Annotated in this window: 21 protein-coding genes and 1 other RNA gene; 11 read left to right on the forward strand and 11 right to left on the reverse strand. The window is 65.1% G+C overall.

The annotated features are described in order from the left end of the window. Positions 1–119: 119 nt before the first annotated feature. The 7 genes from M2337_RS15380 to M2337_RS15410 form a co-directional block, all read right to left on the reverse strand. Positions 120–443, reverse strand: coding sequence for a YbaB/EbfC family nucleoid-associated protein (locus M2337_RS15380; RefSeq protein ID WP_264570937.1), 324 nt, complete (start codon positions 441–443; stop codon positions 120–122). Continuing rightward, positions 443–2,206 (reverse strand): DNA polymerase III subunit gamma/tau, encoded by a 1,764-nt coding sequence (locus M2337_RS15385; protein ID WP_264570938.1) that lies wholly within the window; start codon positions 2,204–2,206, stop codon positions 443–445. Before M2337_RS15385 ends, M2337_RS15380 begins: the two co-directional genes overlap by 1 nt. 32 nt (positions 2,207–2,238) lie before the next feature. Further along, complete coding sequence (locus M2337_RS15390; protein WP_264570939.1) at positions 2,239–3,147, reverse strand: DMT family transporter; 909 nt, start codon at positions 3,145–3,147, stop codon at positions 2,239–2,241. Between the two features lie 150 nt (positions 3,148–3,297). Then, an RNA gene (gene ffs, locus M2337_RS15395) (signal recognition particle sRNA small type) lies at positions 3,298–3,395 on the reverse strand. 235 nt (positions 3,396–3,630) lie between these two features. Next, positions 3,631–3,966, reverse strand: a complete 336-nt coding sequence (locus M2337_RS15400) for a 2Fe-2S iron-sulfur cluster-binding protein (protein ID WP_264570940.1) — start codon at positions 3,964–3,966, stop codon at positions 3,631–3,633. Continuing rightward, positions 3,963–5,069, reverse strand: coding sequence for a cysteine desulfurase family protein (locus M2337_RS15405; RefSeq protein WP_264570941.1), 1,107 nt, complete (start codon positions 5,067–5,069; stop codon positions 3,963–3,965). The genes M2337_RS15400 and M2337_RS15405 overlap by 4 nt, the downstream gene beginning before the upstream one ends. After that, positions 5,066–6,118: a cysteine desulfurase family protein gene (locus tag M2337_RS15410; protein WP_264570942.1), complete on the reverse strand. Its 1,053-nt coding sequence runs from the start codon at positions 6,116–6,118 to the stop codon at positions 5,066–5,068. Before M2337_RS15410 ends, M2337_RS15405 begins: the two co-directional genes overlap by 4 nt. Before the next feature lie 98 nt (positions 6,119–6,216). Between M2337_RS15410 and M2337_RS15415 the strand changes: the two genes are divergently transcribed. From M2337_RS15415 to M2337_RS15425, 3 genes are all read left to right on the forward strand, one after another. Beyond that, positions 6,217–7,008, forward strand: a complete 792-nt coding sequence (locus tag M2337_RS15415; RefSeq protein WP_264570943.1) for a TSUP family transporter — start codon at positions 6,217–6,219, stop codon at positions 7,006–7,008. A gap of 115 nt (positions 7,009–7,123) precedes the next feature. Further along, positions 7,124–7,780 (forward strand): alpha/beta hydrolase, encoded by a 657-nt coding sequence (locus tag M2337_RS15420; protein WP_181560275.1) that lies wholly within the window; start codon positions 7,124–7,126, stop codon positions 7,778–7,780. Continuing rightward, complete coding sequence (locus tag M2337_RS15425; protein WP_264570944.1) at positions 7,780–8,079, forward strand: putative quinol monooxygenase; 300 nt, start codon at positions 7,780–7,782, stop codon at positions 8,077–8,079. Before M2337_RS15420 ends, M2337_RS15425 begins: the two co-directional genes overlap by 1 nt. A gap of 14 nt (positions 8,080–8,093) precedes the next feature. Here the strand turns inward: M2337_RS15425 and M2337_RS15430 are convergent, their stop codons facing one another. Together M2337_RS15430 and M2337_RS15435 are read right to left on the reverse strand one after the other, a co-directional pair. After that, positions 8,094–8,975 (reverse strand): DMT family transporter, encoded by an 882-nt coding sequence (locus tag M2337_RS15430; RefSeq protein ID WP_264570945.1) that lies wholly within the window; start codon positions 8,973–8,975, stop codon positions 8,094–8,096. Between the two features lie 112 nt (positions 8,976–9,087). Then, positions 9,088–10,875, reverse strand: a complete 1,788-nt coding sequence (locus M2337_RS15435; protein WP_264570946.1) for an ABC-F family ATP-binding cassette domain-containing protein — start codon at positions 10,873–10,875, stop codon at positions 9,088–9,090. Between the two features lie 139 nt (positions 10,876–11,014). Between M2337_RS15435 and M2337_RS15440 the strand changes: the two genes are divergently transcribed. From M2337_RS15440 to M2337_RS15455, 4 genes are all read left to right on the forward strand, one after another. After that, positions 11,015–11,749 (forward strand): SIMPL domain-containing protein, encoded by a 735-nt coding sequence (locus tag M2337_RS15440; protein ID WP_264570947.1) that lies wholly within the window; start codon positions 11,015–11,017, stop codon positions 11,747–11,749. A 58-nt stretch (positions 11,750–11,807) separates the two neighbouring features. Beyond that, a complete protein-coding gene (locus M2337_RS15445) occupies positions 11,808–12,125 on the forward strand; it encodes a hypothetical protein (RefSeq protein ID WP_181560280.1) in 318 nt (105 codons plus the stop codon). Positions 12,126–12,173: 48 nt separating this feature from the next. Continuing rightward, complete coding sequence (locus M2337_RS15450; protein WP_181560281.1) at positions 12,174–12,839, forward strand: response regulator transcription factor; 666 nt, start codon at positions 12,174–12,176, stop codon at positions 12,837–12,839. A gap of 73 nt (positions 12,840–12,912) precedes the next feature. Further along, positions 12,913–14,217 carry a sensor histidine kinase gene (locus M2337_RS15455; RefSeq protein ID WP_264572286.1) on the forward strand — a complete coding sequence of 435 codons (1,305 nt, stop codon included), beginning with the start codon at positions 12,913–12,915 and terminating at the stop codon, positions 14,215–14,217. Between the two features lie 4 nt (positions 14,218–14,221). Here the strand turns inward: M2337_RS15455 and M2337_RS15460 are convergent, their stop codons facing one another. Continuing rightward, complete coding sequence (locus M2337_RS15460; protein ID WP_264570948.1) at positions 14,222–14,626, reverse strand: MerR family transcriptional regulator; 405 nt, start codon at positions 14,624–14,626, stop codon at positions 14,222–14,224. A 68-nt stretch (positions 14,627–14,694) separates the two neighbouring features. Here M2337_RS15460 and M2337_RS15465 point away from each other — a divergent pair, with 68 nt between their 5' ends. Beyond that, entirely contained in the window at positions 14,695–15,474 is a 780-nt protein-coding gene (locus M2337_RS15465) for a glutaredoxin (protein WP_264570949.1), read from the forward strand. Positions 15,475–15,523: 49 nt separating this feature from the next. Here the strand turns inward: M2337_RS15465 and purC are convergent, their stop codons facing one another. Next, positions 15,524–16,303 carry a phosphoribosylaminoimidazolesuccinocarboxamide synthase gene (gene purC / locus M2337_RS15470; protein WP_181560284.1) on the reverse strand — a complete coding sequence of 260 codons (780 nt, stop codon included), beginning with the start codon at positions 16,301–16,303 and terminating at the stop codon, positions 15,524–15,526. Positions 16,304–16,493: 190 nt separating this feature from the next. Here purC and M2337_RS15475 point away from each other — a divergent pair, with 190 nt between their 5' ends. The 3 genes from M2337_RS15475 to M2337_RS15485 all read left to right on the forward strand — a co-directional run bounded on the left by M2337_RS15475 (position 16,494) and on the right by M2337_RS15485 (position 19,810). Continuing rightward, positions 16,494–17,735 carry a putative DNA modification/repair radical SAM protein gene (locus M2337_RS15475; RefSeq protein ID WP_264570950.1) on the forward strand — a complete coding sequence of 414 codons (1,242 nt, stop codon included), beginning with the start codon at positions 16,494–16,496 and terminating at the stop codon, positions 17,733–17,735. After that, positions 17,732–19,156, forward strand: coding sequence for a UdgX family uracil-DNA binding protein (locus tag M2337_RS15480; RefSeq protein ID WP_413716206.1), 1,425 nt, complete (start codon positions 17,732–17,734; stop codon positions 19,154–19,156). The genes M2337_RS15475 and M2337_RS15480 overlap by 4 nt, the downstream gene beginning before the upstream one ends. Before the next feature lie 324 nt (positions 19,157–19,480). Continuing rightward, the gene (locus M2337_RS15485) at positions 19,481–19,810 is read left to right on the forward strand and encodes a hypothetical protein (protein WP_264570951.1); all 330 of its coding nucleotides are present in this window, start codon (positions 19,481–19,483) and stop codon (positions 19,808–19,810) included. Positions 19,811–19,861: the final 51 nt, after the last annotated feature.

The following is a 19,861-nucleotide window of genomic DNA, read 5'->3' on the forward strand; positions in this document are numbered from 1 at the left end:
TCGCGAAAAACGATCAATGCATCATATCGTTCAGCCGCGCGCGCATTTCAACGGCGCGAAAAGCTACTGACTGCCGAACTGGTTAAGCGCGGGTAAAAACTATCGCCTTTTTACGCCGATCAGAAGGGCATCTTGAAGCCCGGCGGCAGAGGCAGACCAGCCGTCATCTTGCTCATCTGCTCGTTGGCCGCTTCATCCGCCTTGGCGCGCGCATCGTTGAAGGCGGCGACAATCAGGTCTTCCAGCATCGTTTTGTCGGCCGGCACGATCAGGCTCTCATCGACCGAAAGGCCGAGGATACGGCCCTTGGCGCTCGCCCGCACCTTGACCAGTCCGCCGCCGGAAGCACCCTCGACCTCGATGTTATCGAGTTCAGCCTGCGCCTTCTGCATTTCCTCCTGCACCCGGCTGGCCATGCCGAGAATGTCGTTGAGGTCCTTCATCAGCCTTCACTCCTATATTGCTCATCATCCGGGTCCACGAGCCGTGCTCCGGGGAATGCGTCCAGCGCGGCAGCCACGATAGGCGCAGCGCTGATCTGGGCAAGCCGCGCTTCTTTGGCGGCCTGTTCCTGCTCGCGCAGGCTTGGCTGGCCGTGGGCGTCCGTCGAGCGGACATCCCAGACCTCGCCCGTCACCTCACGCAACGCCGCCGCTACTTGCCGGGGGAAATCGGCATCGAGCGGCTGGAGGATGCGGAAGGCCAGCTCCGGCGGAGCATAATGCGCAAGGCTCACATAATCATGCAGTTCCGCGCTGAGCCGGGCATGGCGTGCCTTGAGCGCCTCGACCATCGCAGCAAAATCCTTCGGCAGCGCTGGCGTTGCCGCTTCCGGCTCAGACGCGGCTGGCGGCGCGGGCGGCGGCGGAGCGCTTGGGACCGCCTGGGCCGCTTCGCTCAACGTCCCACTGGGCGCAGGGGCCGGCATCGTCGGGCTCGCCTGCCCGCCACCGGCACCTTCGCGGATGAGCCGCGCCAGTTCGGCCGGGTCCGGCATGGCCGAGGCGTGGATCAGCCGCAGCAGCGCCATTTCGCAGGCCGCGTGGGGCCGCGCTGCAGCAGCAACCTCGGCATGGCCCTTGAGCAGCAATTGCCACAAGCGATGGAGCACCGGGAAAGACAATTGCTCAGCCCAGCCGGCAATCGCGCCGCGCTCGGCCTCCGGCATGCGGTCGAGCCCGGCGCCGCGCCCGGCCTTGGCAGTCGTCGCCGCATGGATGAGATCGAGCAAGGCATTCACCGTGGCGAGCGGCTCGACGCCGAGCGCTTCCTGCTCGCCCAATGTCGCCAGCACCGCCGGTGCATCGCCATCGAGAATCTGGTCGAACAGCCGCCGCGTCGCGCCGCGATCCGACAGGCCGAGCATTTCGCGAACCTGATCGGCCTGCACGAAGGGCCGGCCATCCTCGCCGACCCCGGCATGCGCAATCGCCTGATCGAGGATCGACTGGCCATCGCGCGCCGAGCCTTCCGCCGCGGTGGCGATGAGGCGCAGGGCATCGTCCTCGGCGACGACGCCTTCCTTGCCGCAAATCATGCGGAAATTATCGACCAGCAGCTCCACCGGGATGCGCCGCAGGTCGAAGCGCTGGCAGCGGGAGAGCACCGTGATCGGCACCTTGTTCACCTCGGTGGTGGCGAACAGGAACTTCACATGCTCAGGCGGCTCTTCAAGAGTCTTGAGCAAGGCATTGAAGGCATTGCGCGAGAGCATATGCACTTCGTCGATAATGTAGATCTTGAACCGCGCCGAGACGGCCGCATAGCGCACCGCCTCGATGATCTCGCGCACATCGTCGACACCGGTATGGCTGGCCGCATCCATCTCGATTACATCGATATGGCGCCCCTCGGCAATCGCCTTGCAAGGTTCGCAGACGCCGCACGGATCGATCGTCGGCCCGCCCTGCCCGTCCGGCCCGATGCAATTGAGCGCCTTGGCGATCAGCCGCGCGGTGGAGGTCTTGCCCACCCCGCGCACGCCGGTCATCAGGAAGGCGTGGGGCAGACGCTCGCGCTTGATCGCGTTAGCGAGCGTGCGCACCATCGCCTCCTGACCGATCAGCTCGGCAAAGGTCTGCGGGCGATAGGCGCGGGCCAGCACGCGATAGGCGGGCGCGTCAGGCGAAGTGATGGGCGCCACAGCCGCTTGCGGCCGGGGCGGTTCGCCAAGGTCGAAGCCCGGATCGTCTGAGGAATCGGTCATTGCGTTCGTTCTAGCTGCACTTGCGCCGGAAGTTAATGCGCCATCGGGGCGCGGACGGGTCGCCGCAGGAAGGGCAGTGCGATGCCGATGAAGATCAGGCCCATGCCGGCAAGATGATAGCCGTGCAGCGGCTCGTTCAGCAGCAGCGCCGCCAGCAGCGCGCCGAACACGGGCTGCAGGTTGATCACCTGCCCGGCATCACCCGCCCCGATCTGCTCTACCGCCAAATTGAACAGGAAGTAGGCGACCAGCGAGGGCAGCAGGATGACATAGGCCACGCCCGCCGCAACACCGGGCGTCATGATCACCCGCGCATGCGTCAGCTCATAAGCGGATAGCGGCGCCATGCACAGCACGCCGATAAAGGCGGTGATCGCCAGAAAGCTGAGGCCATGAATCTTCGGCCGCAGGCGCAGAAACACCGTGTAGAGCGACCACAGCGTCACAGCACAAAGCACCAGCAGATCGCCCCGGTTGAACACCATCGCGAACAGGGCCGAAGGATTGCCTTGCAGGATGATCGTGAACACGCCAGCAGCCGCCATGATCACGCCCGCCACCTGCACGGCGCGGGGCCGGTTGCGGAAGAACAGGAAATCGAACAGCAGCACCAGCGCCGGAATGGCCGCCTGAATGAGCAGGCTGTTCGCTGCCGTCGTATATTGCAGGCCGGAATACATGAAGGCGTTGAAGCAGCCGACGCCGATCACGCCGAGGAACAGGATGATCTTCCAATTGGCTTTGGCCACAGGCCAGTCCTGCCGCAAATAGCGCCACGCCACCGGCAGCGCGATCAGGGTCGCGCCGCTCCAGCGCCAGAAGGCCAGCGTGAAAGGCGGCATTTCCGTGTGGATCGCCCGCGCCACCACGGAGTTGCCGGACCAAAGTAGCATCACCAGCACCAGCATGAGATAGACGATGGTTCGGGATCTGCCGGCCATGAACTCAGTCCTTTCGCGCGCGCCGCTCAGCCACGAAAGCGCGGCCTGCCTATGACGCCATGCCCATGACGCCCTATCCTGCCCCCGGCAAGTCCGCGCGCGTGCCCGCAAGCAGAAGGACGCTGCAGAACAAGGACGTTGTGATGGGAGGTAGGTGGAAGCCGGAACGACCCGCAGCGAATTCGTTGTGGCTGCTTCCGTCAGGACCTGACCAGGTTGGCGAAGACTACGTCCGCCCGACTTCCGCGGCGCATATGGCGGCGTGAGGCGGGAAATGCAAGCGGATGGAGACGTCATTCTGCCTTGCAGCTATTCAAATGGCCGTGCTGCATGGCCTCCTGCACTAATCGATCGAAGCCACCCCACCCCGTCATTCCCGCGAACGCGGGAATCCAGGGGCGTAACGCAGTTCGGTTGGGGCTTAGATTCCCGCGTTCGCGGGAATGACGGGAACTGGAGGTCACGGGCTGGAGCTTGCAGTCCTCAAGCCCCCTGCATGTTCCGACTCTCGGCGGGAATGTGCACGGTCAGCGTCTCCAGCGCGTCACTCAGCACGATTTGGCAGGAGAGCCGGCTGGTCCGGGTGGTGGAGGCCGCCAGATCGAGCATGTCCTCCTCATCCTCGCTGGCGCGGGGGAGCTTGCCGAAGTCCTCGGCGTCCACAATCACATGGCAGGTGGAGCACGCCATCTGCCCCTCGCAGGTGCCTTCCAGCGGCTGGCCGGCGGCCTGTGCCACGTCGAGCAAAATGTCGCCCGCGCTGGCCTCCACTTCCTGCACATGTTCGCCATTGGCGCTGATGAAGCGGACTAAGGTCATGCGGGCACTCCCTGTGCGTCGGCGGCCTGATTGAGCAGACTCGCGGCTTCTTCCAGATCGGCCATGCTGGTGTAGCGCCCCATGCCGATCCGCACCGAACTGCGCGCCTCTGCATCGCTCAGACCCATGGCCTTGAGCACATGGCTCGGCCGGCCGGACCCGCTCGCGCAAGCAGACCCGAGCGAGACGGCGACGGTCCGTACATCCGAGATCAGCCGCGCCGCGTCCAGCCCAGGCCGGCGGAGATTGAGATTGCCATGATAGCGCGCCTCCCCGGTGCCATTGAGGTGCCAATCCGCAAACAGCTCCAGCGCGCGCGTCCAGAGCGCTTCGACATGGGCGAGGTCGGCATAGCGGCGCTGCGCCGCCAGTTGCGCGGCCACACCGAAGCCCGCGCACAGCATGGGCGAGAGCGTCCCCGGCCTTACCCCCTGCTCCTGCCCGCCACCATGCATGAGCGGCGGCAGGTCGAGGCCTTCGCGCAGCCACAGCGCGCCCACGCCCTTCGGGCCGTGGATCTTGTGAGCGCTGATCGCGATCAGGTCCGCCTGAGGGGTCGCAAGTCGGCCAAAACCCTGCACGGCGTCGCACAATGTCGGCACGCCAGCCGCGCGCGCGATCACGAACAGCCGGTCGAGTGGCTGCACCACGCCGATCTCGTTGTTCACCTGCATTACCGCAAGCAGGGCGGCTCGCTCGTCGATCGCCGCCTCGGCAATCTCCAGATCGACCAGCCCGTCGGCATTCACCGGCACGATCACCGGTTCGAAACCCTCGCGACGCAAAGCCATCACCGTATCGAGCACGGCGGCATGTTCGGTCGCCACCGTCACCACCCGTCGCCGGCTCTGCGGAGCAGCCCGCGCGGCGCCGATAATGGCCATGTTCAGCGCCTCGGTCGCGCCGCTGGTGAAGATCAGGCGGCCATCCGCGCGGCCCAGCGCATCGAGGATGCGACCCCGCGCCAGTTCGACATCCGCCGCCGCGATGCGACCGATGCGATGCGCGCTGTTCGGATTGCCATAATGATCCATCGCGGCCACCATGGCATCCGCAACCTCCGGCGCCAGCGGCGTGGTGGCCTGGTAATCGAGGTAGATCATCGTCTTGCGTTCCCGTGCGCGATGGCCTGCCACTCAGTGAGAAAATCGTCAATGTCGGCCGCGCACGTGTCATGCCCCATAGTGACACGGATCACCTCGGCGGCCTCAGCCTGCGGCCAACCCATGGCCGCCAACACATGGCTGGTGCGCAAGCTGCCCGACGAGCAGGCACTGCCCGCCGACACCGCCATCCCGGCCATGTCGAAGCGGATGAGCTGCGCTTGCGCGGACACGCCGGGCATTCGGTAGCTGGCGATAGTCGGCAAGCGCGGGGAGGCGTCCGCCACGATCTCACCGCCGGCTGCGAGAATAGCCGCGTCCACCCGCTCGCGCCAACCGGCGACGTCAGCCAACCAGTCGCGCGGAGCTTCCAGCGCCGCCGCAAAGCCTAGCGCCAGCGGCATGGCCTCGGTGCCGGCGCGATAGCCTTGCTCCTGCCCGCCGCTTGGGCTGAGCAGCGTCAGATCGCGCACGATAAGCGCACCAATGCCGATCGGTCCGCCCAGCTTGTGCGCGCTCAGGACGATCAGGTCCGCGCCTTGCGGCAGCGCCATCTTCCCGGCCGATTGGCTGCAATCGGCCAGCAGCAGGCCGTTTTGCGCGTGGATGCGCTCGGCGAACGCCTCCAGCGGCTGGATCACGCCGGTCTCGCTATTGACCTGCTGGATCGCGATCAGCGTACCCGGCGCAATGGCATCGGGCAGGCACACGATCCCGTCATGATCGACCGGCAGCCGGCGATCCTCCGGGATGTGGCGCAGCACAGCATCATGTTCGCTCGCCCCTGCCAGCAAGGGAGACGCCTTTGCGCGCGTCAACGCGATGGCCAGCGCCTCGCTCGCGCCAGCGGTGAACAACACATGCCCATCCCAATCGAGCGCCTGCGCCACGCGGCGGCGGGCATCCTCCAGCAAGGCGCGCGCCTGACGGCCGACGGCATGCGGCGATGAGGGATTGGCCCAGGCATCGAACCCTGCCAGCATCGCCGCGCGAGCCTGTGGCAGCAGCGGCGTGGTCGCGGCATGATCGAGATAGATGCGTCGGCTCATCGCCCTTCCCTACAGGCCCGTCGCGCCACGGCAAATGGATTTGCCCTCTGGTGCAATCAGCCATGTTGCGGCGCAGCACAGACCTGATATGCGAAGACATGGATCCCGCTTTCGACATCATCCTCATCCTCATGGGCGTGGCGTTTCTCGCCGCGACCATCGACGCCATGGCGGGTGGCGGCGGCCTCGTCACCATTCCCGCGCTGCTGGCGGCGGGCATCCCGCCCGTGACCGCTCTGGCGACCAACAAGCTCCAGAGCAGCTTTGGCACTTGTGGCGCCGTCATCGCCTTCGCCCGGCGCGGACATATTGATTTCCGCCGCTTCGCCTTACCGGCGCTGGCGTCATTTATCGGCTCTGCGGGCGGCGCGTTTCTGGTGACGCGGATCGATTCCGGCTTTCTCTCCGCGCTGCTGCCCATGCTGCTGGTCGCGATGGTGCTCTATTTCCTCTTCTCGCCCCGGATGAGCGATGAGGACAGGCACAGCCGCTTCGGCCCGCTCGCGCTCATCGTCACAGCGGCGATCATCGGCGGCTATGACGGCTTTTTCGGGCCCGGCACCGGCTCCTTCTTCACCACCGCGCTGGTCGGCCTGTTCGGCTTGGGCCTCATCCGCGCCGTAGCCCATACCAAGCTGCTCAATTTCGCCAGCAATTTCTCCAGCGTGATCGTCTTCATCATCGGCGGGCATGTCCTCTGGATCACCGGCCTTGCCATGGCGGTTGGCAGCATCGCAGGCGGGCAATTCGGCGCCTATCTCGCGATCCGCTTCGGCGCCGGAATCGCGCGGCCTCTGCTGATCGTCATGTCCCTCGCGCTCACCACTAAGCTGCTGCTGGACCCAGCGAACCCCCTCACCGCCGCTGCTCTGGGCTGGTTCGGGGGCTGAAGCGGGCGCCCTCCACCAGAAACATTGCGAAAATCGCGCTTCCGCCTATATAAGCGCCCGTCCCGCGTCGTCGGCCAGTCTCGGTCGCCCGCTCCCATTTCAAGTCTCAGGTGCCATGCCCGACGTCATTTTTCCCGGTCCCGAAGGCCGTCTCGAAGGCCGTTTCAGCCCTCCGCCCCGCCCGCGTGCGCCTGTTGCGCTGATCCTGCACCCGCACCCGCAGGGCGGCGGCACGATGAACGATCGCATCACGCAGGCGCTCTACAAGACCTTCGTGAAGCGCGGTTTTGCGACGCTGCGGTTCAATTTCCGGGGTGTCGGTCGCTCGCAGGGCGTGTTCGACAATGGCATCGGCGAGCTCTCCGATGCCGCCGCCGCACTCGACTGGATCCAGAGCTTCCACCAGGAAGCGCAGACGACATGGATCGCCGGTTTCTCGTTTGGCGCGTGGATCTCCATGCAGCTGCTGATGCGCCGCCCAGAAGTGCGCGGCTTTATCTCGGTGGCCCCGCCGGCCAACATGTACGACTTCTCGTTCCTCGCGCCCTGCCCCGCCTCCGGCATCATCGTGCAGGGTGTTAACGATGAGGTCGTCTCGGCCGCCTCCGTGCAGAAGCTGGTCGACAAGCTGCGCACGCAGAAGGGCATCACCATCCATCATGACGAGATCCGCAACGCCAATCACTTCTTCGAGCATGAGCTCGACCAGCTGATGATGAGCGTCGACAATTATCTCGACATGCGCCTCGCCCCGGATTCGCCGATCCGCTGATGCTGATCCTCGCCGGGACCGTTCGCTTGCCGCCGGAGAACCTGCCGGCGGCGCGTCCGGTTATTGCGCGGATGGTCGCAGCCAGCCGCGCGGAGCCGGGTTGCATCGCCTACAGCTTCGCCGAGGATCTCGCGGAACCCGGTCTTCTGCGCATCTTCGAGGTGTTTCGCGACCGCGAGGCCCAGCAGGCCCATGCCGCGAGCCAGCACATGAAGGACTGGCGCGCCACATGGGATAACCTCGGCATCGGCGACAAGCAGATCACCCATTATGAGGTTTCGGCCACCGCGGAGGGCTGACCCCTCCGGTGCGCTCACACTGTTGCGGGCGGAGTCCGGCGGCGGCGCTTCAGCACGATCAACATGCCGGCGCTCCCGATCGTCAGCATCCCGACAATCGCCACCGGATCCGGCACATGCCGGAACACGATCCAGCCCAGCACTGTCGCCCACAGCACCTGCAGATACGTGATCGGCGCCAGCGTCGAAGCCGGGGCATGGCGAAAGGCCGCCGTGAACAGATAATGCCCCACCCCGCCCCACAGGCCCAGCGACGCCAGTAGCGCGCCTTCCAGCAGCGTCGGCATCCGCCCCGCCCAGTAGAAGGGCGCCACCGCGCCGAAGACGAGGCTGCCCACGGCAGCACTGTAGAAGAGCAAAGCGAAGGTCTTCTCGGTCGCCGCGAGCGTGCGGGACATGAGCTGATAGGTGCCATTGAGAATGGCGGCGCCCAGAGCGAGCATGACGCCCACCACATCCAGCCCGCCACCCGGCCGCGCGATCAGCACGACGCCGGTGAGCCCGAGCAGCACGGCGCCCCAGCCCCGCAGCCCGACCTCCTCGCCGAGCAGCAGCCCTCCACCCAGCGCGACCAGCGTCGGCGCGAGGAACATGATCGCCGTCGCTTCGCCGACCGGCATGCGGGTGAGCGCCAGCGCCATCAGCACGGAGGCGCAGGCGAGGCAGCAGCCACGCAACCAGACGAGCGCGGTGCGCGTCGTGCGCACCATCTCCCGCCCGCCGCGCGGCGCCATGACGACGAGCATCAACAAGAGGTTGCCGATGAAACGCGCCGCCACGATCACCGGCGCCTCGAAATGCGCGGTGAGCACTTTCGTGGTCGTATCCAGCGCCGCGAACAGCAGCAGAGCGGCGGCGCAGAGCAGAATTCCACGAATCGGTTGAGTGCTGGTCATCTGAATGCTCGTCGGCGACAACGTCCCCGCCGACCATGGCTGGGCACGTCGAAAATCTTGATCGGGGCGATCTGGTCAAAGACAGCCGAACGCCACGCAACCCTTGCCGGGCTCAACCCTGCAGGGCCTCGACCTGCTCGGCCAACTCCAGCCAGCGCTCCTCGGCCGCATCCTTTTGCGCGCGCGCCTTTTCGATCGTCGCGCTCAACTCGGCGAAGCGCTTGGGATTCTTGGCATAGAGATCGGGGTCGGCGAGCGCGGCTTCATCGCGGGCAATCGCCGCCTCGAGCGCCTCGATCTGACCCGGCAACAGATCATAATCCCGCTGGTCCTTGTAGCTGAGCTTCGCCGCCTTGGGGGGCGGAGGCGCAGCCGGCGTATCCGCCTTCGCAACTGATCGCTTGCCGGCCGCATTGGGCTTTTGGCGCTTGGCTTCCCAGTCCGCATAGCCGCCGGCGATCACATCGATCCGGCCTGAACCATCCAGTCCCAGCGTCACCGTCACCGTGCGGTCGAGGAAGTCGCGATCATGACTGACGATCAGCACCGTGCCGTCATAATCGGCGATCACTTCCTGCAGCAGGTCGAGCGTTTCCAGGTCGAGGTCGTTGGTCGGCTCGTCCAGCACCAGCAGGTTGGATTCGCGCGCGAACTCCCGTGCCAGCAGCAGGCGCGAGCGCTCGCCGCCCGAAAGCGTGCCGATCTTCGCCTCGGCCAGCGAGGGATCGAACAGAAAATCCTTGAGATAGCCGTGGACATGCTTGCGCACGCCGCGCACGTCGATCCAGTCGCCGCCCTCGGCCAGCACATCGCGCACCCTTTTGTCCGGCTGCATCAGCGAGCGTTGCTGGTCGATGACGATGCCGTCCAGCGTCTTGGCCAGCGTGATCGTGCCGCTGTCCGGTTGCAGATCGCCGGTCAGCAGGCGCAGCAAGGTGGTCTTGCCCGCGCCATTACCGCCGACAATGCCAATGCGGTCGCCGCGCTGGATGCGGATCGAGAAATCCTTGATGACCGCGCGGTCGCCAAACTGCTTGGTGACGTGCTCGGCGGTGATCACGCTCTTGGTTTTGGTGTCATTGGCGGTAACCTCCAGCTTGGCGCCGCCCTGCGGGCCGATCATCGCCGCGCGCTGGGCACGCATCTCCCAGAGCTTAGCCAGCCGCCCCTGATTGCGCTTGCGCCGCGCCGTGACGCCGCGCTCAAGCCAGTGCGCCTCAATCTTCAGCTTGGCGTCGAGCTTCTCGGCCGCCCGCGCCTCGTCGGCATAGGCCTTTTCCATCCAGGCCTCGAACCCGCCGAAGCCGATCTCCTGCCGCCGCAGACTGCCCCGGTCGAGCCAGAGCGTCGACCGGGTGAGGCGCGTGAGGAATGTCCGGTCATGGCTGATGACGATGAATGCGCCATTGAAGCGCGACAGCCAATCCTCCAGCCAAGTGATCGCGGCGATATCGAGATGGTTGGTAGGCTCGTCCAGCAACAGGATATCGGGCTCGCTCGCCAGTGCCCGGCAAATCGCTGCCCGCCGCCGCTCGCCGCCCGATGCGGTCGATGCCGCGCGGGAGAGGTCGATGCCGAGTTGGTCGGCAATCGCTTCCACCTCATGCGCCGCCGGCGCCTTGGCGCCAGACGTGGCGAAATCATGCAGCGTTGCGAAGGCGGAGACATCCGGATCTTGCTCCAGCATCACCACATGGCGCCCGGGCACGACCGAGCGCTTGCCTTCGTCCGGCTCCACCGTGCCGGCGATCAGCTTGAGCAGCGTGGTCTTCCCGGCCCCGTTGCGACCGATCAGCGCAAGGCGATCACGCTCGCCGACATGAATGTCCAGACCACGGAACAGCCAGCCGGCGCCCTGGATGAGACCGAGATTCTCGAAGGAAAGAAGTGGCGGGGCCATGGCAAGGCGCTAAAACAGATGCAAGCGGCGGGAGCAAGGGCTGAGGCGCCAGATGAACGGGAAGAAACTCGATGGGTCAGGATGCGTTCAGAAGCTTCAGCCCATTTCTATGGCCATCACACAAAAGGGAAAATGTTCCATGCGTCGTTTGCCAATTCTGCTCGCTGCAACTGCCGCTCTCATGACGCCGGCGATCGTCTCGGCCCAGCCGCAACCGCCGGCACCCCAGGCTGCCAAGGGCCCGCAACTGAGCCTCAGCGTCAGTGAATCGGTGAACAGCGCGCCGGATATGGCGACCATCAACACCGGCGTGCAGACCCGCGCGATGTCAGCGAAGGATGCGATGGCGCAGAATGCCACCCAGATGGACAAGCTGATCGCTGCGCTTGTGAAGGCTGGCATCGCCCGCAAGGACATCCAGACCAGCGGCATCAACCTCAACCCGCAATATGATTATAGCGACCGCACAGATGGCAAAGGTCCGCGCTTCATCGGCTATGAAGCCAGCAACCAGCTCACTGTCGCGGTCCGCAAGCTGGATAGCGCAGGCGATCTGATCGACTCGCTGGTCGCCGCCGGGGCGACCAACATCAACGGCCCGAGCTTTGGCATTGCCGAGCCGGACAAGCTGCTCGATCAGGCCCGCACCAAGGCGCTGAAAACCGCGCAGGCCCGCGCAAACCTGTATGCGCAGGCGACCGGCTTCCGCACCGCGCGCCTGGTGAGCATCTCCGAAGGTGGCGGTTTCGCGCCGCCGCCGATGCCGATGATGGCTATGCGCGACTCTGCTGCAGCGGCACCGCAGACCAAGATCGAGCCCGGTGAGATCGCCACCTCGATTTCCCTCAACGTCCAGTATATGCTGGAACCCTGAACGGGGGACAGATGGGACATTCAGCGCTTGTTCAATGCTTGATGGCTAACACGGCATCATGAAACATCTTTCATCCTCTCTTCTGCTCGGCGGGCTGATGGCACTGGCGGCCACCAGCCTCCCGGTTTCGGCGCAGAGCTTTGCGCGGGGCGATGACCAGCGGGCGGCGCGGCGCGCCATGCTCGATGGTGAGGTGATGCCGTTTTCGATCATCAAGCGTCGTGTCGAGCGCGAGATCAGCGACGCCCAATATGTCGGCGTCGCTCCATCCGTTCGCGAAGGCGTGTACCGGATGCAGTTCCTCCAGCAGGATGGCAAGGTCATCTGGGTTGATGTGGACGGCAAGACCGGCAATATCATCGGACGGACGCGCTGATCCGGCCGGATCGCCTGCGCACGCTCCCTCAATCGGAAAGGAAAAGCCATGCGTCTGCTGATCGTCGAAGATGAGCCGACCTTGGGCAAACAGCTCAAGTCCACGCTCGAAGGCGTCGGCTATGCCGTCGACCTGGCGACCGATGGCGAGGACGGTCATTTCCTGGGGTCGACGGAGAGCTACGACGCGATCATCCTCGACCTGGGCCTGCCGGAAATCGACGGCCTGACTGTGCTCGACCGCTGGCGCAAGGAAGGCTCGGCGGTGCCGGTGCTCGTGCTGACAGCGCGGGACAGCTGGTCCGACAAGGTTGCGGGGCTCGATGCCGGTGCGGACGACTATCTCGCCAAGCCGTTCCAGAGCGAGGAACTGATCGCCCGCCTGCGCGCGCTCATTCGCCGCTCGTCCGGCAATGCCTCGTCCGAGCTCATCGCCGGCAGCGTGCGGCTGGATACCCGCTCGGGCAAGGTCACGCTGAACGGCGAGCCGGTGAAGCTGACCGCGCAGGAATATAAGCTGCTCTCCTATCTGATGCACCACAAGGGCAAGGTGGTGAGCCGCACCGAACTGATCGAGCATATCTACGATCAGGATTTCGACCGGGATTCCAACACCATCGAAGTGTTCGTCACGCGCATCCGCAAGAAGCTGGGTGCCGATGTGATCTCCACCATTCGCGGTCTGGGCTACAGCCTGGAGGACCCCGCTGGCTGAACCGGCGCCGCACGATGCGGAGACGGCGCCCCCGCCAGCCTCCAGCCGCAGTACCGGATCGCTCAGTCGCCGCATTCTCGGCATCTCGGCCATCTGGATCGGCCTGCTGTTGCTCGGCGGCGCGCTGGCGCTCGACCGGGTGCTGGTGAGCACCGTCACGCGCACCTTCGATGACGGCTTGTCCTATGTGCTGACCGCCATGATCTCCTCGGCGGAGATCGGCCCGGAAGGCGAAGTACTGTTCAACCGCCCGCTGGCCGACCAGCGGTTTCTGGAGCCGGCAAGCGGGCTCTATTACCAGATCAGCGGTCAGGGCCATGAAGACTGGCGCTCCCGCTCGCTCTGGGACCGCGCGATCCGCGTCACGCCGGGCATGACCACCAATCCCGGCGAAGGGATGGACAGCAACCAGTTCCCCGATGAGCCGCTGCGCCTGATGGCCCGCACCGTGATCCTGCCGGGCAGCAACACGCGGTGGATTTTCATTGTCGCGCAGGCCCGCGAGGGGCTGGACGCGCAGATCCACGCGCTGCGGGCCACGCTGTTCAACAGCTTCGTCATTCTGGGCGTCGGGCTGATCATATTGGCCGGCTTGCAGGTGTTCTTCGGCCTGCGGCCGCTGCGCCATATCCGCCGCGAAATCGCGCGCATGCGGGATGGCGAGAAAAGCCGCGTGACCGTGCCGCTCCCGCGGGAAGTCCAGCCGCTGGTTGAGGAATTGAACGCGCTGCTCGCTCATAACGAACAGCAGGCGGAGGAAGCACGCCGCCACGCCGGCAACCTCGCTCATGCGCTCAAGACGCCGCTGACGGTCGTGATGAACGCCGCGACCGCCCAGTCGCCCGAACTCGCCACCACGGTGGTGCGGGAAACCGGAACGATGCGCCGCCAGATCGACCACCATCTCGCCCGTGCCCGTGCCCTCGGCCGGCGCGGCGCGGCACAAAGCCGCACGCTGGTGTGGCCGAGCCTCGAAGCGGTGGAGCGCGCCGTGGAACGCCTCTACCCGGATGTCCGCATCGACCGCGACGGCGCGCAGACGGCCGTCGTCCGCGTCGAGCGGCAGGATCTGGACGAGCTGCTTGGCAATCTGGTCGAGAATGCCGCCAAATATGGCGGTGGCAGCGTGTTCGTCACCGTGGTGCAGAGTACGCCCTGGGTCGACATTCTCGTGGAGGACGACGGCATGGGCATTCCCGAGGCCGCGCGCGAACGCATCTTCGATCGCGGCGTGCGGCTGGATAGCGGCAAGCCCGGCACCGGCCTTGGCCTCGCCATCGTGCGCGATGTCGCGGAAATCTACGGTGGCTCCGTCACGCTGGACGAGAGCGAGGACCTCGGCGGCCTGATGGTACGCCTGCGCCTGCCAGCCGGATAAGGCCTCACACGCCGAAGGATTGCAAAATCGGGCACGGCCCTTCTTCGGAACGGGCACAGGTCCGCGCCATCTGGCGCAGCGAGGCGCGCGCCGCTTCGAGTTGCGCGATCTTTTCATCGAGCTGGACCAGCCGCTCTTCCGCCAAGGCGCGGGCGCGGGCGCGATCCTGCCCCGCATCGAGCGACAAAAGCGTGCGGATTTCTTCCAGCGTAAAGCCGGCCTGCTGCGCCGCTCGAATGAAGCGCAGCCGCCGGACATCCTCCTCACCATAGCGCCTTATGCCCCCGGACAGGTCGTTGCCGGCCTGTTTCTCAGGCGTGGGGAGCAAGTCCTTGCGCTGATAGAAGCGGACCGTCTCGACCCCCACACCGCCGGCTTTCGCCAAACCCGAAATGCTCATCGCCGCCATGCTTGACTCCGTACCATGGTACAGACCCTATATGGGGTGCATGGACTTCTCAGCAAGGATGAGCGTCAATGCCTGAACCCCGCGCCACGAGCAGCCCTAAGGCCGTTCTCTACCGGATGGTGATGCCCGGCCACATCTGCCCCTATGGCCTTAAGGCGCTGCACCTGCTGCGCAGCAAAGGCTATGCGGTCGAGGATCGCTGGATCGAGACCCGCGCGCAGCAGGAAGCATTCAAGGCCGAGCACTATGTCACCACCACGCCGCAGGTGTTCATCGACGGTCAGCGGATCGGTGGCCATGATGACTTGCGCCGCTTCCTGGGCCTGAGCGTCAAAGATCCGAACGCGACGAGCTATACCCCTGTTCTGGTCGTCTTCGCTGTAGCGGCGCTGATCGCGCTGACGATCGATCTGTTGACGGCCGCGCCGCTGCTCAGCCTGCTCACCCTCGAGCGTTTCATCTCCGTGACGATGATCCTGCTGGCGATGCTCAAGCTGCAGGATGTGGATCGGTTCGCGACCATGTTCCTGGGCTATGATCTGCTGGCCCGCAAATGGGTGCCCTATGCCTCAATCTATCCGTTCGCCCAATTGGGCGCCGGCGTCCTGATGCTCGCGGGGGCCCTGCCCTGGCTCTCGGTGCCAGTCGCCGCGTTCATCGGCGGCATCGGCGCGGTGTCGATCTACAAGGCCGTCTATGTGGAGAAACGCAGCCTCAAATGTGCCTGCGTCGGCGGCGGGACCAATGTACCGCTCGGCTTCGTCTCGTTGACCGAAGACCTGTTCATGGTCGCCATGGCCCTGTGGATGGGCCTCAATGCCTGGGTTCTTCCCGGCGCGCCGATGTAAAGGCGCGGGTGCCGGGCGCCGCTTATGAGCGCCCGGCCCGAAACGTCTCTTACTTGCCGCGCTTCTTGCGGTGGCTTTCCAGATCGAGAACGTCGTTCTCAAGGCCCTCGGGCAGCAGGCCAAGGCGGCGCGCGACTTCCTGATAGGCCTCCACCTCGCCGCCCAGATCGCGGCGGAAACGGTCCTTGTCCAGCTTCTCGTTGGTGGCCATGTCCCACAGACGGCAGCCGTCGGGGCTGATCTCGTCGGCGAGAATGATGCGCGAGAAATCGCCATCCCAGATGCGGCCGAACTCCAGCTTGAAGTCGACGAGGCGGATGCCGATGCCGGCGAACAAGCCGCTCATGAAGTCGTTCACGCGGATCGCCATGTCGGCAATGTCGTGCATCTCTTCCTGGCTCGCCCAGCCGAAGCAGGCGATATGCTCTTCGGTGATCAGCGGATCGCCGAGCGCATCATCCTTGTAATAATATTCGATGAGCGTGCGGGGGAGCTGCGTGCCCTCCTCGATGCCCAGCCGGGTGGAGAGCGAACCAGCGGCGACATTGCGCACCACGACCTCGATCGGCACGATCTCCACCTGACGAATGAGCTGCTCGCGCATGTTCAGCCGCTTGATGAAGTGGGTGGGCACGCCGATGTTCGCGAGCAGCGTGAAGACATGCTCGGAAATCCGGTTGTTCAGCACGCCCTTGCCGGAGATCGTCCCCTTCTTCTGCGCATTGAAGGCGGTCGCATCGTCCTTGAAATACTGGATCAGCGTGCCGGGCTCGGGACCTTCATAAAGGATCTTCGCCTTGCCCTCATAAATCTGGCGACGACGGGACATGTGCGGGTGCCTACTCATCAGTTGTAAAAATCAAGGCCCCGGCGGCGCGAATCAGCGAGGATCAGCGGACACCGGGGCTCTTCCCCAGCGCATAGCGCAAGGCACATGGCAGTGCAATTTTCAGACGAACCGAGCCACGTTGGCCTGCTCGGTGCTTGCCGCCCCAGTCGTAAGAACATATAAAGAACAAATGAAACAGGAGACGATCACGGACCGCTTGGCGATCCTTGCCGACGCCGCGAAATATGATGCCTCCTGCGCATCGTCCGGCACGGTTAAGCGCAACAGTCGCGACGGCAAGGGGATCGGCTCGACCGAAGGCATGGGCATCTGCCATGCCTATGCGCCGGACGGGCGCTGCATCTCGCTGCTCAAGATCCTGCTCACCAATCATTGCATTTTCGACTGCCATTATTGCGTCAACCGCAAGAGCTCGAATGTGCGTCGTGCGCGGTTCACGGCACAGGAAGTCGTCGAGCTGACGCTCAACTTCTACCGGCGCAATTATATTGAGGGCCTGTTCCTCTCCTCGGGCATCATCAAATCCGCCGACCATACGATGGAGCAGCTGATTGAGGTAGCCCGTGCCTTGCGGGAGGATCATGGCTTCAAGGGCTATATCCACCTCAAGACCATTCCCGAGGCCGATCGCGCGCTGGTCGAGCAAGCGGGCCTGTGGGCGGACCGCGTCTCGATCAATGTCGAACTGCCGACCGAGCGCGGCCTGACCGATCTGGCGCCCGACAAGAATGGCGGGCAGATCGAAGGCGCGATGGCGCGGCTCGGTTCGGCCATGGTGGAGGCGAAGGATGCGCGCAAACGCTTCAAGCATGCGCCGATGTTCGCGCCCGCCGGCCAATCTACCCAGATGATCGTCGGCGCGGATGGCGCCAGCGACACGCAGATCATCGGCCGGGCCAGCGAATTGTACGACCGCCATCGCCTGCGCCGCGTCTATTATTCCGCCTTCAGCCCGATCCCCGATGCCAGCGCCGTCCTGCCGCTCAAGCGACCGCCCCTGATGCGCGAGCATCGGCTTTATCAGTCCGACTGGCTGATCCGCTTCTACGGATTTTCGACAAGCGAGGTGCAGACCGCGACGGACGATGACGGGATGCTGGCGCTCGACATCGACCCCAAGCTGGCCTGGGCCTTGCGGCACCGGCAGGATTTTCCGGTCGACATCAATCTGGCCTCGCGCGAAAAGCTCCTGCGCGTGCCGGGACTGGGCACGCGGGCGGTGGCTGCCATCCTCCAAGCCCGCCGCCATCATCGTCTCCGGCTGGATGATCTCGCCCGGCTCACTCGCACGGTCACCAAATTGCGGCCGTTCATTGTCACGGCCGACTGGCGCCCGACTGGCTTGATCGACACGGCAAACCTGCGTGCCCGGCTGGCCCCGCCACCTCGCCAGATGGAACTGTTCAGGTGAGGTCGGCCTCGCTCCGAGATCAGCCGGCGCTGTTCAATGCCGAACTGGATGACGCCCATGATTTCGACACATGGCGCGATCTGGCCCGCGCCCTGGTCTTGCAGGGCGTCGGTCCGGAGCATATCCGCTGGGCAGCGGCATCGGACGGCGCGCGGGATTTGTTCGCGTCCAAAGACACGCCTGAGCCTGCTCCATCACCCCGCCCGGTCACGGCCAACAAGCGCTTCATCGAGTTGGCCCGCAAGGTGATCCTGCACAGCTCGGATACACGGTTGGCGCTGCTCTATCGCCTGTTGTGGCGCCTGCAAAGCGACCCGCACCTGCTTGAAAAGACGAGCGATGCCGATGTGCACGCCCTCACGCAGTTGGAGCGGCAGGTGCGCCGCGACATTCACAAGATGAGGGCGTTCGTGCGGTTCCGGCTGGCCCAGGATCCCGATGGAACGGACCGCTACGTGGCCTGGTTCGAGCCGGATCATGCCATCGTGCGCGCCAACGCCCCGTTTTTCCTCAATCGGTTCGCGAGCCAGCGCTGGTCCATCCTGACGCCCGATCTCAGCTTGCACTGGGATGGCGCTCAGCTTGCGGAGGGACCGGGCGCCGACGCCCGGGACGCCCCAAGCGAGGATGAGATCGAAGGGCTTTGGCAGCGTTATTACGCCTCCATCTTCAACCCCGCGCGGCTCAAGGTGGCGATGATGGTGAAGGAAATGCCTCGACGCTACTGGAAGAACCTGCCGGAAGCCGCGTTGATCCCCGCGCTGATTGCCGGCGCGCAGGCCCGCGAGGCTCAGATGGTCGATCAAGGCGCCGATCCCTTCCAGCGCCCGCCCCCGACGTCCCTCAGTGAGATTGCCGAGGGCATCTCGACCTGTACCGCCTGCCCGATCGGCTGCAACGGCACACGCGCTGTCGCCGGCGAAGGCCCCGGCAACGCGCGGCTGATGATCGTGGGCGAGCAGCCCGGCGATTTTGAAGAGCAGCAGGGCCGGCCTTTTGTCGGGCCGGCAGGGCAGTTGCTCGACGGGCATCTGGAGACGGCGGGGTTCGATCGTGCCGAAATCCGGCTCACCAACGCCGTCAAACATTTCAAATTCGAGCAACGCGGCAAGCGTCGTCTCCACCAGAACCCGACCGCTGGGGAGATCGACCATTGCCGCTGGTGGCTCGATGCCGAAAGACGGATCGTTCAGCCAACGATCGTGCTGGCCTTGGGCGCGAGCGCAGGACGCGCCCTGCTGGGCCGAACACCCAGCATCGCCAAGGAGCGCGGCCAACCCTATCAGCTCGCGGACGGCAGCCAGCTCTGGCTGAGCGCCCATCCGAGCTATCTGCTGCGCGTGAGCGGAGAGGCGCAAGCGCGGGAACAAAATTTGTTCGCGCGCGATCTGGCGGCGGTCCGCGTGGCGCTGCAAGGTTGAGAGCGCAAGAGACGCGCTGATGCCCCGCACGGGCCTGCCGAGATCGCTCGGAAGAGGAAAAGTGAGCCGCAGGCCGTCGAACTAACCACCACGCGATCATATCGAACGTGAGTACTGGCCAAATCGGGCACGACGGGAGCAGAGAAGCGCACAGCATCGGCACAGGCGCCCAATTGTAATAATGGAGAGGGTTTACGCATCATCGGTGCCAGGTTCAGGGCACCCCTCGCGACTTCCGGCGGCGCGCAAATCATCCTCACGCGTGAAGAGCTCATTTCAAAAACACCGGTTACGTCGTGGCGGCGGAGTGATAAGAGACGGATGATGCGCAAGCTTCTCCCTTTGCTCGCCTGTTTGATGCTGGTGCTCTCCGGCTTCGCTGGCATAGCGCACGCCGCGGAAGCGGTGGGTGGGAGCGTGCTTGGCGCCGAACTTACGGTCCACGCATCGGGTGATGGCGACGAGGTGCCCGCGGACAGCGACAATGGGCTGCCGCATCATCATAATCCCTGTCACGGACATCATGTCGGGACGCCTGCAACGATCATCGGGGCACAGGCGAGCATGGTGACGAACGATCCCGAGCGGCGCCATTTGCGCGCGCCGCTGCCGGATGCCCGCGGCGGCGTCTTGCCACGGCCGCCCCAAGCCTGACGGTTTCGCCGGCCGGCGCATGCCGGCCTGACGATCAGCTGTCAGGAAGAA

It is taken from the genome of Sphingobium sp. B2D3A, from assembly GCF_025961795.1.
Taxonomy (GTDB): domain Bacteria; phylum Pseudomonadota; class Alphaproteobacteria; order Sphingomonadales; family Sphingomonadaceae; genus Sphingobium.

Bases quoted from the DNA above. Each gene is read 5' to 3' on its own strand.
- M2337_RS15450 (WP_181560281.1), top strand. From the start codon at position 12,174: ATGCGTCTGCTGATCGTCGAAGATGAGCCGACCTTGGGCAAACAGCTC.
- M2337_RS15430 (WP_264570945.1), bottom strand. From the start codon at position 8,975: ATGACCAGCACTCAACCGATTCGTGGAATTCTGCTCTGCGCCGCCGCT.
- M2337_RS15400 (WP_264570940.1), bottom strand. From the start codon at position 3,966: ATGACCTTAGTCCGCTTCATCAGCGCCAATGGCGAACATGTGCAGGAA.
- M2337_RS15465 (WP_264570949.1), top strand. From the start codon at position 14,695: ATGCCTGAACCCCGCGCCACGAGCAGCCCTAAGGCCGTTCTCTACCGG.
- M2337_RS15435 (WP_264570946.1), bottom strand. From the start codon at position 10,875: ATGGCCCCGCCACTTCTTTCCTTCGAGAATCTCGGTCTCATCCAGGGC.
- M2337_RS15385 (WP_264570938.1), bottom strand. From the start codon at position 2,206: ATGACCGATTCCTCAGACGATCCGGGCTTCGACCTTGGCGAACCGCCC.
- M2337_RS15425 (WP_264570944.1), top strand. From the start codon at position 7,780: ATGCTGATCCTCGCCGGGACCGTTCGCTTGCCGCCGGAGAACCTGCCG.
- M2337_RS15410 (WP_264570942.1), bottom strand. From the start codon at position 6,118: ATGAGCCGACGCATCTATCTCGATCATGCCGCGACCACGCCGCTGCTG.
- M2337_RS15445 (WP_181560280.1), top strand. From the start codon at position 11,808: ATGAAACATCTTTCATCCTCTCTTCTGCTCGGCGGGCTGATGGCACTG.
- M2337_RS15415 (WP_264570943.1), top strand. From the start codon at position 6,217: ATGGATCCCGCTTTCGACATCATCCTCATCCTCATGGGCGTGGCGTTT.
- M2337_RS15390 (WP_264570939.1), bottom strand. From the start codon at position 3,147: ATGGCCGGCAGATCCCGAACCATCGTCTATCTCATGCTGGTGCTGGTG.
- purC (WP_181560284.1), bottom strand. From the start codon at position 16,303: ATGTCCCGTCGTCGCCAGATTTATGAGGGCAAGGCGAAGATCCTTTAT.
- M2337_RS15405 (WP_264570941.1), bottom strand. From the start codon at position 5,069: ATGATCTACCTCGATTACCAGGCCACCACGCCGCTGGCGCCGGAGGTT.
- M2337_RS15485 (WP_264570951.1), top strand. From the start codon at position 19,481: ATGCGCAAGCTTCTCCCTTTGCTCGCCTGTTTGATGCTGGTGCTCTCC.
- M2337_RS15460 (WP_264570948.1), bottom strand. From the start codon at position 14,626: ATGGCGGCGATGAGCATTTCGGGTTTGGCGAAAGCCGGCGGTGTGGGG.
- M2337_RS15475 (WP_264570950.1), top strand. From the start codon at position 16,494: ATGAAACAGGAGACGATCACGGACCGCTTGGCGATCCTTGCCGACGCC.
- M2337_RS15420 (WP_181560275.1), top strand. From the start codon at position 7,124: ATGCCCGACGTCATTTTTCCCGGTCCCGAAGGCCGTCTCGAAGGCCGT.
- M2337_RS15440 (WP_264570947.1), top strand. From the start codon at position 11,015: ATGCGTCGTTTGCCAATTCTGCTCGCTGCAACTGCCGCTCTCATGACG.
- M2337_RS15380 (WP_264570937.1), bottom strand. From the start codon at position 443: ATGAAGGACCTCAACGACATTCTCGGCATGGCCAGCCGGGTGCAGGAG.